Here is an 11,748-nt window from a genome sequence, read left to right as displayed (position 1 = left end):
GCGCGGCCTGACTCACCCGCGCGATGGCGATCTGCGCCTCCGCCGCCTTCGGCCCGCAACGGCCGCAAGCGACGAAACCCGCAAACCCCGCCCGGCCGCACGATGCCTCGCGACAGCCCCCTTGGTCGGGCGGAGCGAGGGTAGGATAGGCATGGATCTTTGGGGCGGGGATAAGCTTTGTCGACAGGCGCGGCGCGAACCCCTCCTCCTCGTGGGGAGGGGGGCAGGGGTGGGGGGCGTACGACCGGGTGAGCGGGCGTGGTGTAGATCATGCGGCATCGGCTTCACGGACCGACGCAACGCGCGCGCTCCGGCTTTACGCCCCCCACCCCTACCCCTCCCCACCAGGGGGAGGGGTCCGCGCCTTTCGTCGTCAGACAGAGGAACCGCGCTGCCACCTTCTCCCACGAGCGGAGAAGGGAAGGCGCGCCTCAGGCGCCCGCCTTCATGATCCTCGCCTTGTCGCGGTTCCAGTCGCGGTTCTTTTCGGTCTCGCGCTTGTCGTGCAGCTTCTTGCCCTTGCCGAGGCCGAGTTCGACCTTGGCCCGGCCCTTGTCGTTGAAATAGACCTTGAGCGGGATCACCGTGTAGCCTTCGCGCTGGATCGCGCCCATCAGCTTGTTGATCTGGCGGCGGTGCAGCAAGAGCTTCCGCGGCCGCTTGACGTTGTGGTTGAAGCGGTTGGCCTCGAGATATTCCGGGATATGCGCATTGAACAGGAAGAGCTCCGTGCCCATCGGCCCGGCATAGCTCTCCCCGATCGTCGCCTTGCCGCCGCGCAGCGACTTGATCTCGGTGCCCTGCAGCGCGATGCCGGCCTCGAGCGTCTCGGTGATCTCGTAATTGTAGCGCGCCTTGCGGTTGTCGGCCGCGAGCTTGTAGCGCTCCGGATCGGGCTTCTTCATGCCGTCCCTCCCAGTGCATGGGCCTTGACGAGGCTCGCCATCGCCTGCGATTCCGATTCAGGATCGGCCGCCAGCCCGTTGAAAACGCCCAGCTTGTCGGCGTCCTGCCGGTTCTGGCTGAGCTTGAACTTGCCGACCAGCGAGGCGATCTCAATCTCGATGCCGACGATGCCGCGCATCTGCGCCGCCACGAAGGCTTCCGGCGCGTCGGCGACGTTCCAGGGCTCCTGGCGCGGCGCCTCCTGCTGGCGCGTCAGCGAGTCGAGCTGGGCATGGAGCCAGGCGGGATCCTCGATCGTGCGCGCGGGGCCGCGGACCTGGACGGTGACATAGTTCCAGGTCGGCACGACCTTGCCGTGCTCGCGCTTAGAGGCGTACCAGGCCGGCGTGACATAGCGCTCGGTGCCGGTGAAGATCACCAGCGTCTGCGCGCCGGCCGCGATCGCCTTCCATTGCGGGTTGGGGCGGGCGAGATGGGCCCGCAGAACGCCCTGCGCGCCCTCCCCCTCATGCAGCACGAAGGGGACCGGATTGGCGATCAGCCCGTCCTCGCCGGCGCTGACCAGCGTCGCGAGCGGGTGGTCGCGCATGACGGCGAAGAGCGCCGCGCGATCCTCGACCTTGAAATGGCTGGGCTCGTACATTCTCGGTCTCCCTGGCGTCGGCCGGGGGACCGGACGGACGCAGACTCCCTATCTAGGCATTCAGCAGGCCGGCGAACACCATGGCGTCGCGGATGACCTTGCCGGTCGCAGGCGTCACCGGCAGCAGCGGCAGGCGGACCTCCTCCTCGATGCGGCCCAGCAGGGCGAGCCCATGCTTGGCGCCGGCGAGGCCGGGCTCCTTGAAGATCGCATCATGCAGCGGCACGAGGCGATCCTGGACCTTCAGCGCGCCGGCATAGTCGCCCTTCAAAGCTGCCGTCATCAGATCGGCACAGGGGCGCGGCGCGACATTGGCGACGACCGAGATGCAGCCATGGCCGCCGGCGGCCATATAGGCGAGCGCCGTCATGTCCTCGCCCGAGAGCTGGATGAAATCCGGCCCCATGGCGTGGCGCTGCTGCGAGACGCGGGCGAGATTGGCGGTGGCGTCCTTGACGCCGGCGATGTTCTTCAACTCGTAGAGCCGCGCCATGGTCTCGACCGACATGTCGACGACCGAACGCGGCGGGATGTTGTAGATGATGATCGGAATGCCGATTGCATCGTTCACCGCCTTGAAGTGGCAGTACATCCCTTCCTGGGTCGGCTTGTTGTAATAGGGCGTGACGACGAGCACGGCCTGGGCGCCGGCCTTCTCGGCATGAACGGCGAGATCGATCGCCTCGGTGGTGTTGTTCGAGCCGGCTCCGGCGATGACGGGCACGCGGCCCTTGGCCTGGGCGATCACGATCTCGACGACGCGCTTGTGCTCGTCATGCGAGACCGTCGGGCTCTCGCCGGTCGTGCCGACCGGAACCAGCCCCGTGGAGCCGCTCTCGATCTGCCACTCGACCAGCGCACGCAACGCGTCCTCGTCGATCCGGCCGCCTTTGAACGGCGTCACCAGCGCGGGGAGCGAACCGGTGAAGGCGGGATGCTGGGTCATGGAAGCGACGTCCTGGAGCGAGGTTTCGTGACGGGGGTGTCACACATAAACCGTCCCCGGCGGCAGGCAAAGCCGGCCTGCCGTAAAAACAGGCCCCTGCATGGTTAAGGCTTCATAAACCCTCCTCCCCGAGCATCGTTGGCGACGCATCCGACCGTGGAGCCCGCCATGGCCTCGCCTGCCATCCGCTCGCGGATGATCACCCTCTTGCTGCCGCTCCTGTTCGCGACGCCGTCGCTCGCCGGCGACGACGCCGGCCATCCCGCGCAGCGCGATCCGGTCGGCGCCGTCGATGTCGAGACGACGGCGGCGCTGCCGCCCTACCCGGCCGACGCCTTGCGGGCCGCGGCGGTCGATCTCGACAGCTTGACGAAGGCCGTCGCCGCCTATCGCCGCGGCCGATTGTCGGAGGGCGACGCCATCGCCGCCTCGATCGACGAGCCCACGGCCCGCGCGCTGCTCGAATGGGTCGCGATCCGCAGCGCCGCGAGCGTCCTGCCCTTCGCCCGTATCGACGCTTTCCTCAAGGCGAACCCGAACTACCCAGCGACGACGCCGTTCCGGCGCCGGGCGGAGGAAATGCTGGTCGCGGAGCGCAGGAGCCCCGCGGTCGTGCGGGCCTTCTTCCAGGGCCAGGTGCCGGTCAGCCCTGCCGGGCGGATCGCGCTGGCGCTCGCGCTCAAGGCGGAGGGGCGCAGCGGAGAGGCGAACGCGCTTGCCCGCCAGAGCTGGCTGCAGGACCATCTCGGCGCGCCGCTGGAAAAGATCGTGCTCGAGGCGTTCGGCGGGACGCTGACAACGGACGACCACCGCCTGCGGGCCGAGCGCTACATCTTCCGCGGCAATGACAGCGCGGCGCTGCGCAATGCGGCGCGGGTCTCGGCCGATTACGTGCTGCTGGCGCGCGCGCGGCTCGCCAGCGGCAAGGCACGACGGCCGATCGCACCGGCGCTGATCGCCGCCGTGCCGGCCTCGCTGAAGGACGATGTCTCCTTCGCCTTCCTGCAGGCGCAGCAGGCGCGGCGTCTGGACAAGCCCCAGGAGGCGGCCCGGTTGCTCGCCGGCGTGCCGCGCGACCCGTCCCTTCTCGGCGACGGCGACGGCTGGTGGACGGAGCGACGGCTGATCGCCCGCAAGCTGCTCGATGACGCCGATGCCGCGACCGCCTATGAGGTCGCAGCCGGCCATGGCGCCGAGGATGCGGCGGAGCGCATCGACGGCGAATGGCATGCCGGCTTCGTGGCGCTGCGCTTCCGGGATCAGCCGGGGATCGCGCTCGAGCATTTCAGCGAGGCCGCCCGGCATGCCGAGACACCGATCTCGGTGTCGCGCGCGGCCTACTGGCAGGGCCGCGCCTTCGAGGCGATCGGCAAAGCCGAGGAGGCGCGAGCGGCCTATGAGCGCGCTGCCGAGCATCCGATCGCCTATTACGGCCAGTTGGCGCGGGCCCGGCTCGGCCTGCCCGACCTGCCGCTGCGGCGCTCTGCGGCGGCGGCGCTGCAGCATCTGCCCGGTCATGCCGGGGTGCGACTGCTCTACCGGATCGGCCAGCGCGATCTCGCCGCGCAGATGCTGGTCGATCTCGGCCTGCGGCTCCACACCACCCCTGCCCTCGAGGCGCTCGCGGCGATCGCGCAGCGGGAGGGCGACACGCGCGCCCTGCTGGCGCTGGGCAAGAGCGCGCTGCAGCGCGGCTTCCCGCTCGACACCGCCGCCTTCCCGACCACCGGCGTGCCGGAATTTCCCGTGCTCGGCGACCCGATGGAGCGCGCCATCGTCCATGCCATCGCCCGTCAGGAGAGCGCCTTCGACCCGACCGCGACCTCCCATGCCGGCGCGCGCGGGCTGATGCAGATGATGCCGGCGACGGCGCGGGAGACGGCGCGGCGCGCCAGCCTGCCCTTCGACTGGCCTCGGCTCGGCCGCGACCCGCTCTATTCGGCGCAGATGGGTGCGGCCCATCTCAACGACCTGCTGAAGGAGTGGCGCGGCTCCTACATCCTGACCTTCGCCGCCTACAATGCGGGCTCCGGCAATGTCCGCAAATGGATCGCGGCCTATGGCGACCCGCGCAGGCCTGAGGTCGATGCCGTCGACTGGATCGAGCGCATTCCGTTCTACGAGACGCGCAACTATGTGCAGCGGGTGATGGAGAACCTGCAGGTCTACCGCCAGCGGCTGAACCAGCGCACCGCCTATCTGATCGACCACGACTTGAAGCGTGGCGGGCGGCGGGATTAGGTTCGCCCGCTGTTTTCGTCGCCCGTCTCGGCGCTGTCATCCCGGGCGACCGCAGGGAGACCCGGGATCCATTCCGGCCCCTCTTCGGCCAGCGCTCTGGAATGGATCCCGGATCTCCGCTTCGCTGCGTCCGGGATGACCCGTCGATAGGGACAGCGAAGTGGAGTTCCGGATGCCCGACCACACAGGCTTCACCTCGCTCTTCGTGACCGCCCGCGACGGCTTGCGGCTGCATCTGCGCGATTACGGCCCGCTGGCGTCCACCGCCCTGCCGGTCGTCTGCCTGCCGGGCTTCGCGCGCACGGCCGCCGATTTTCACGAACTGGCGCTCGCGCTCTCGCAGGACGAGGCGAGGCCGCGGCGGGTGCTGGCGCTGGATTATCGCGGGCGCGGCCTTTCCGGCTATGACAAGGACTGGAAGAACTACGACATCCGCATCGAGCTCGACGATCTGATGCAGGTGCTGGTGGCGACCGGGATCGAGGCCGCCGTCTTCGTCGGCACCTCGCGCGGTGGGCTTTTGACCATGGCGATGGGCGCGGCCCGGCCAGGCGCGATCCGGGGCGTCGTGCTCAACGATATCGGCCCGGTCATCGATGCGCGCGGGCTGCTGCGGATCCGTGGCTATGTCGGCAAGCTGCCGCTGCCGCGCAGCTTCGCGGAAGGCGCCGAGATCCTGAAGCGCCTCTCCGACCAGCAGTTCCCGCTCTTCGGCGAGGCGGAGTGGGAGATGATGGCGCGGCGGACCTGGACCGACCGCGACGGGGCGCTGAAGCCGGACTACGACACCAACCTGATGAAGGTGCTGGAGGAGCTCGACCTCGAGGCGCCGCTGCCGATCCTCTGGCCCTATTTCGACGGGCTCAACGCCGTGCCGATGCTGGCGATCCGCGGCGCCAATTCCGATCTGCTGGCGGAGAAGACGCTGGCCGAGATGGGCGATCGCCACCCGGACTGCGAGACCTTCGTCGCGCCCGGCCAGGGCCATGCGCCGATTCTCGGCAGCAAGGACATGGTGCGCAGGATCGGCCGGCTGATCGCCCGCGCGGAGCGCCGGGCGGCCTGAAGCCCCTCACGCCTTCGCCGGCTCGTCCTCGTCGCGCGAGCTCTCGACCAGACCGGCCCGGGCCCGCACGGCGAATTCGGTCTCGCCGCCTTCGGCCAGCGTCTTCGCCTGGCCGACCCAGTCCTCGCGCTCGATCCGGCCCGGAAAGGCCAGATAGCTGCCGACCCATTCGACATTCGCCGGCGTCCAGGCGGCGATCTGCTCGAAATGCCAGATGCCGAGCGCCTGCAGCCGATCCTCGTTCTGGCGCCCGATGCCCCTGATCAGCTTGAGATCATCGGGACGGGTCTCCTTCGCCGCGAGGAGCCCGAGCGGACGCTGCCCGGGAATCTCGGACTCGCCGGGCACGGGCGGTAGCGCGGCGACAGCGGGCGGGGCCTCGGCCTCGGCCGTGGTGCGCATGCCGGAGAGCAGCGCCCCGATGACACAGCCGGCGACATAGACGGCCGAGAACAGCAGCGCCGTCTCGACCCAGACCGCCGGCGTGCCATTGAGAAACTGCAGCCAGGTCAATGCGGCGCCGAGCCCCCAGAGCGCGGCGAACCAGCCGGCGGCGGCGCCACCGAGCCGCAGCTTGCCGCCATCCTGGCCGATCCACCCCATGACGAGGCCGAGCGCGAAGGCGGCGGCGAGGAACCAGACGAACTGGCTGGCGAGATACAGCATGTCCGCCTCCTTACTTCGCGACCGTGAACTGGACGCGCCGGTTCATCGCCCTCGCCTCGGGCGCACCATGGGGCACCAGCGGCCGCGCACTGCCGAAGCCCTGGGTTTCCAGCCGCGCCGCATCGACGCCGCGCTGGACCAGTTCGTCGCGCACGCGCAGCGCGCGCCGCGCCGAGAGATCGAGATTGTTGAAGCCACTGCGCTCGCCGTCGCGATTGGCGTGGCCCTCGATGGTGATGCGCGTCGTCGGGCACTGGGCCAGGATCGCGACGGCCTCCGCGATGACGCGCTGCGTCGGCGCATCGAGCTGGACGACCGAGGTCCCCTGCGCGAAGAGCACCGTGTTGTTGCGGGTGAGCGTATCCAGGTCGTTCTGGCAGGTCGCCGGCGGATCGACGACGCAGCCTGTCTGGCGCAGGCCGATCGAGGTATCGGCGCGGAAACCGGCCGGAAGGCCGGTGGCGGCGCTGGTCTCGACCTCGCGCTGGATCAGATCGCGGCAGGTCAGGCCGCGCAGGGTGACGAGGTCGTCGACGATCGTCGCCGAGCCGAGATCCAGCCGCAGCAGATTGGTGACCGCCACGACGGCCGCCGCGGCGAAGCCCTCGGGCGCACCGGGAACGATCTGCGTGTCGTCGCTCAACTTGCCCTGAAGGGGCGAGGCCTCGACGAGCGCCCGCAAGGCCGCGCGCGTGCCGAGGTCCGGCAGATATCCCGAGAGGGACAACCCCGTCCGGTCCGCCGAGATCGACAGCCCATAGGGGCGTAGCGCCACTATCGCGGCCCCCTCGCCCACCAGCGACAGGCCGGCCGGCAGCGGCCGCCGCCGCAGGGCCGCGTCGAGATCGGCCCAGGCGCGGCCATCGGCGACCTGCCCGGCGAGGCTCAGGGCCGAACCGGCCAGCGTCACGGTCCCCTCCCTGAGGCGGCCGAGCAGATCGAGCGCGAATGCGGTCGCCGCCGCATAATCGGCGGCGTCGCGCAGATGGGGCTGCACCGACATGCGGTCGGCGACGGCCCCCGAAGCGGACAAGCCGCGCGCGCGGGTCAGCAGCGCTTCACGCGTCGCGGCATCGGGCACGAGGCCCTGCAGCGCGACACCGTCCGGGCCGATCGTGGCGGACCAGGCCAGGGCGACGGCCGGCGGTGGGGCGGGCGGTGCGGCGGCCTCGACGGCTGGCTGCGGCGGGGCGGGGGCCGGCAGTTCCGATGGCAGGAAGATCGGCGCCGGAATCTCCGGCAGCGGCGGCATCAGGCTTTCCACGGGCGCAGGCGGTTGCGGTGGCGGTGGCGGTGGCGGCGGTGGCACGTCCGACGGCAGAAAGACCGGCTCCGGGATCGTCGGCAAAGGCGGAATCAGGCTCTCGATGGGCGGCGGAGGTTGCGGCGGACAGGCGATCGTCGCCTGCGCGACCGAATCCGGACCATCGCCCTGGGCGATCTGCAGCCGCAGCGCCTGGCACGCGTCATAGGTTTCGGGTCCGTCTCCCGACAGGCGGTAGGTGTCGCCCTCCAGGTCAGCCTTGCCCTGCCGCAGCCGAGCCAGATCCGACAGTGCTCGGCCGACCTTGGTCAGAAAGGCGGCCGGCTCACCCGCGCCGGGCTTCAGCCGGTCCTCGACCGCGATCTGACCGGGAAAAGCGCGGCGCAGCAGGGCGAGAATCTGCTGGCGCACCGCGTCGGACGGGTAGAAACCCTCGAGGCGCAGCACATCGCCGGGCAGCCGCTCGACACTCCAGCGATAGGGTGCGACGACCGCCGGCTCGATGCTGCAGGGCACGGCCTGGAATCCGTCGCGCGCCAGACGGCCGAGGGCGGCCTGCAAGGCGAGATAGGCGTCCGGGCCGGTCGCGCGGCCCTCGAGGCAGAAGCGCGCGTCGTCGAGCGCGACCTTGCCGGTGGCGAGTTGGGGCAGTTCGGCCAACGTCGCCGCCGCCATGGTGCCGAAACCGGCGGGTGCGCCGAACGCGAAAGTCTGACGGTCCTCGACCCTCGCCCCCGGCAGGGCCTTTTCCGCCGCCGCGACGAGTGCGCGGGCGGTCTCCTCGTCGGGGACGAAGCCGCCGAGCGACACGACATCGCCCTGGCGCGTCGCAGACCAGCTATAGGGGCGTTGCGGGACAACCTGGGACAGCCCGCCGAGCGCACGCCGGACGCCGAATTCCGCACGCAGCCGCGCCAGGGCACGCGCCGCGCCATCGGCTGACAGGGCCTCGCCGCTGATCGTGACGTCGCGTCCGTCGATTTGGGCCATCACCGGGCGCGCCCCCGGCGCCTCGCCGGCGACCGACACTGCCGCGGCGACCGCCCGCCGCGTCACGTCCCGCTCGATCGTCTCGTCGAGAACCCAGTTTCCGGTGCCCCAGAGCAGGGCCAACGGCACCAGCCCCCAAAGCCAACGTCCCGGCTGCGACATGCCCTCACCCCCAAAGCCCCTGCGCCCCAGGCCGGAAGCGTCGAGGCTCGAGCACCGGAGGCGGCGTCACGCGGATCGGAGCAGAGGCCACGACAGGGGCTCCGGACGGAGCGGAGATCGCGGTCCCCGTCGAACGCGGCGACCTTCCCAAGAAGGCGTCTCGCTTCGCGCCTGTCAACAGGCGAACGGCCTCGCCACGGCGCCACAAGGAAGCGCCAAACAGAAAAAAGCCCCGGGTTTCCCCGGGGCTTCCTGACTGAGATCGCTTGAGACGATCAGACGTCGCGCTGGATGCGGAAGCGGCCAGCGATGGCGTCGTCGGACTTGACCAGGCGGCCACCGGCAGCCAGGACCGGACGGCCACCGACGTTGTTGGCAGCCAGCACGGCCTGCTTCAGCTCGGTGCGGGTGTAGATGACCTCGAGACCGATATCGAGACCCGAAACCGGCGACCAGATCAGGTTACCAGCGACGATGAGCTCCTTCGGATCGAGCGGACGAGCGACCACGCCCGGGACCGCCTGCGAAGCGAGGGTGTAGCCCAGCTTCAGCTCGCTATACGAACCGTAGATCTCGGTGCGCAGCGTGGGGGTCCAGAAGTGACGGAACGCGGCGACGATCGACCAGCCAGTGGCGGACTTCGTGTTGCCGAACGCCGAGACGCCGTAGTCGGCGACGATCAGCTGGTTGCCGGCGACCGAGGACGTCTGACGACCCGAGCCGAACTGACCACCCCAGCCGAGATAGCCGAGCGCGCCATCGGCGTAGGCGGCCTGCAAGAACAGGACGTCGCCAGCGGCGAGCATCGGCAGGTTGACCTTGACGCCGCCCTGAATGGCGAAGCCGAGTTCATCCTTCGAGCCGGTGAACAGCGGACCGGTGTTCGAGATGTTGCGCTGGGTGATGGCACCCGACAGCTGAGCCGAACCCCAACCCTGATCGACGCGCAGCGAGGCGACGACGTCCGGGAAGTCCTGACCGAGCACGGCCGAGGCGGCGAGCGGGCTGACGACGCCGTTTTCGCGCTGGCCGGTGCCGGTGTTGCGGTCTTCGAGCGACACGGTGGCCGAGAAGCCCGAACCGAAGGTGGCGGTGTAGGCCAGCAGGTTCAGACGGGAGTCAGCCGTGCGCAGCGTCGAGAAGCCGAAGTCGTTGGCGTAGAAGTCGAAGAACGACTGCGCGCGACCAGCGGTGATCGGGCCGAACTGGACGAAGGCCAGGTCGAGGTTCGAAGCGGTGCCGGGACCGCCCTGGCCGTTGCGGGCCTGGCCGGGGGCGATGATGCCCTGGTTGCCACCGATGGTGCCGGCGTAGAAGCCCGACGAAACCGTCAGCTCGTAGCGGAAGAAGGTGCGCAGCGTGCCGTAGGCGGTCGCGGTGCGGGCATCGACGTTCAGACGACCGCGCGAGCGGGTGCCGTAAGCGTCCTGACCTTCACCGTAGCGGGTGCCGACCGTGTACTCGGCGCGAACGCGGCCGCCGACGCGGAGGCAGGTCTCGGTGCCGGGGATGTAGAAGAAGCCTGCGCCATAGGCGGAGCAGACGCGAACGTATTCGACCGGAGCGGCCTTCCGCGAGGGAAGGTCGGCGGCCTGAGCCCCGGCGACCGCGGCGAAGCCGGCGGCGGAACCGAGGAGGAGGCTCTTAACGAGCTTCATTGGTAACCTCCAAAAGAGTTTCGAGACCCTCGGGCTTCCACCGCTTCGTTGGTGAGAGGCCCCAGGAGACCCTATTCACCGAACCGGCTTGTTCCCGGTCTTTCGCCCGCGTCCCTGACCATTCAGAGGCGAAGACGAAAAACAGCGACCGGGAACGTCCCGACGCAGGACAACCATACGAAAGCGCTTCCGCCGATCAACCGCGATCACGCCGCCGCGAGGTCCTGTGGGGTGCTTTGGAACCCGGTGTTGCAGGCAGGCCACGCTTTGATCGCCGAAATTTACCAGCTGTTAACCGCGCCCCGCCGGCAGGGCCGGTTTGGAGCGGTTCCAGGGCAGAATCACGGGTGTCTCGCAGGGCGCGCGCAGCGGCAGGCCGCAGGGCGATTCCCCCCGGCGCTTCAGTATTCCCACTCGGCGCCGACGCCGACGGCCGCACCGCCCTCGGCATTGGTCTCGGCCTGGAGCTTGAGCCGGCGGGTCAGGTCGATGTTGACGGAGACGCCGGTGTCCTCCGGTCGCGCCCCGGCCTTCACGCCGACCGAGACATTGTCGCCGATATAGCGCGAGACACCGATCGTCGGCCCGCCCGCGCCGACCCCGATGTCGAGATTGTCGACGCCGAGCGACTTGCGCAGCCGCTCGAAGGAATCATCCCCGCCCCCGCCGGCGAACTGGGCGGCCGTCTGCGCCAGTTGCAGCGCCTGGAAGGGCGAGAGCGAGCCGGAGGCGCGCGCGAACAGCAGTCGCGAGAGCACCTCGTCCTGCGGCAGGTCCGGATCGGAGGTGAAGGCGAAGGCGGGCTGGTCGGCCGGGCCGGTGACGACGACGCGTGCGGTGACGTCGCCGGCACGCGTCTCCGCGACGAAGTCGAGCTCCGGCAGGGTGCCGCCGGCGAAGGTCAGCCGGCCGCGGCTGAAATCGAGCCGCTGGCTGAGCACCGAGAGGCGTCCGCGGCGCAGTTCGAAACCGCCGTCGAGTTGCGGCGCGGCCAGGGTGCCGCCGACGCGCAGCTGGCCGCCGAGTTCGGCGTCGATGCCGCGGCCCCGGACGAAGACGCGGTTGGGGGCCGCGACCGTCAGCGCCAGCGCCGCTGCGGCGACGCAGCCGAAGGCGACGAAGACCCAGTTCTGCGTCTGCAATCCCGTGAAGATGTAATTGCCGAGGCTGGTCTGGCCGATCGGCGTCGCCAGCGTCGCGGTGCCG

Annotated in this window: 9 protein-coding genes; 2 read left to right on the top strand and 7 right to left on the bottom strand. The window is 70.0% G+C overall.

The genetic code is table 11. From position 1 onward, the window contains the following. Positions 1 to 431: 431 nt before the first annotated feature. Genes smpB through dapA form a run of 3 tightly spaced genes read right to left on the bottom strand, consistent with a single transcriptional unit; the run spans position 432 to position 2,495 of the window. Positions 432 to 905 carry an SsrA-binding protein SmpB gene (gene smpB, locus Q8M82_RS14265; protein ID WP_305692000.1) on the bottom strand — a complete coding sequence of 158 codons (474 nt, stop codon included), beginning with the start codon at positions 903 to 905 and terminating at the stop codon, positions 432 to 434. Beyond that, positions 902 to 1,549, bottom strand: a complete 648-nt coding sequence (locus Q8M82_RS14260; protein WP_305691999.1) for an FMN-binding negative transcriptional regulator — start codon at positions 1,547 to 1,549, stop codon at positions 902 to 904. Before Q8M82_RS14260 ends, smpB begins: the two co-directional genes overlap by 4 nt. 52 nt (positions 1,550 to 1,601) lie before the next feature. After that, positions 1,602 to 2,495, bottom strand: coding sequence for a 4-hydroxy-tetrahydrodipicolinate synthase (gene dapA / locus Q8M82_RS14255; protein ID WP_305691998.1), 894 nt, complete (start codon positions 2,493 to 2,495; stop codon positions 1,602 to 1,604). A 168-nt stretch (positions 2,496 to 2,663) separates the two neighbouring features. Here dapA and Q8M82_RS14250 point away from each other — a divergent pair, with 168 nt between their 5' ends. Both Q8M82_RS14250 and Q8M82_RS14245 read left to right on the top strand, forming a co-directional pair. Then, entirely contained in the window at positions 2,664 to 4,736 is a 2,073-nt protein-coding gene (locus Q8M82_RS14250) for a lytic transglycosylase domain-containing protein (protein WP_305691997.1), read from the top strand. 172 nt (positions 4,737 to 4,908) lie between these two features. After that, positions 4,909 to 5,802, top strand: coding sequence for an alpha/beta fold hydrolase (locus Q8M82_RS14245; protein WP_305691996.1), 894 nt, complete (start codon positions 4,909 to 4,911; stop codon positions 5,800 to 5,802). A gap of 6 nt (positions 5,803 to 5,808) precedes the next feature. Here Q8M82_RS14245 and Q8M82_RS23450 read toward each other — a convergent pair whose 3' ends face one another. From Q8M82_RS23450 to Q8M82_RS14225, 4 genes are all read right to left on the bottom strand, one after another. Further along, positions 5,809 to 6,468 carry a hypothetical protein gene (locus Q8M82_RS23450; RefSeq protein WP_371126362.1) on the bottom strand — a complete coding sequence of 220 codons (660 nt, stop codon included), beginning with the start codon at positions 6,466 to 6,468 and terminating at the stop codon, positions 5,809 to 5,811. Positions 6,469 to 6,478: 10 nt separating this feature from the next. Then, positions 6,479 to 8,884: an OmpA family protein gene (locus Q8M82_RS14235; RefSeq protein ID WP_305691995.1), complete on the bottom strand. Its 2,406-nt coding sequence runs from the start codon at positions 8,882 to 8,884 to the stop codon at positions 6,479 to 6,481. Positions 8,885 to 9,159: 275 nt separating this feature from the next. Continuing rightward, positions 9,160 to 10,542, bottom strand: a complete 1,383-nt coding sequence (locus Q8M82_RS14230; protein ID WP_305691994.1) for a porin — start codon at positions 10,540 to 10,542, stop codon at positions 9,160 to 9,162. Between the two features lie 401 nt (positions 10,543 to 10,943). Next, positions 10,944 to 11,748 (bottom strand): translocation/assembly module TamB domain-containing protein (locus tag Q8M82_RS14225; RefSeq protein WP_305691993.1); only part of this gene is annotated, 805 nt, incomplete at its 5' end.

It is taken from the genome of Allobosea sp., from assembly GCF_030694325.1.
Classification (GTDB): Bacteria; Pseudomonadota; Alphaproteobacteria; order Rhizobiales; family Beijerinckiaceae; genus Allobosea.
This window is presented reverse-complemented; position numbering and strand designations above follow the sequence as displayed.

Bases quoted from the DNA above. Each gene is read 5' to 3' on its own strand.
- smpB (WP_305692000.1), bottom strand. From the start codon at position 905: ATGAAGAAGCCCGATCCGGAGCGCTACAAGCTCGCGGCCGACAACCGC.
- Q8M82_RS14260 (WP_305691999.1), bottom strand. From the start codon at position 1,549: ATGTACGAGCCCAGCCATTTCAAGGTCGAGGATCGCGCGGCGCTCTTC.
- dapA (WP_305691998.1), bottom strand. From the start codon at position 2,495: ATGACCCAGCATCCCGCCTTCACCGGTTCGCTCCCCGCGCTGGTGACG.
- Q8M82_RS14250 (WP_305691997.1), top strand. From the start codon at position 2,664: ATGGCCTCGCCTGCCATCCGCTCGCGGATGATCACCCTCTTGCTGCCG.
- Q8M82_RS14245 (WP_305691996.1), top strand. From the start codon at position 4,909: ATGCCCGACCACACAGGCTTCACCTCGCTCTTCGTGACCGCCCGCGAC.
- Q8M82_RS23450 (WP_371126362.1), bottom strand. From the start codon at position 6,468: ATGCTGTATCTCGCCAGCCAGTTCGTCTGGTTCCTCGCCGCCGCCTTC.
- Q8M82_RS14235 (WP_305691995.1), bottom strand. From the start codon at position 8,884: ATGTCGCAGCCGGGACGTTGGCTTTGGGGGCTGGTGCCGTTGGCCCTG.
- Q8M82_RS14230 (WP_305691994.1), bottom strand. From the start codon at position 10,542: ATGAAGCTCGTTAAGAGCCTCCTCCTCGGTTCCGCCGCCGGCTTCGCC.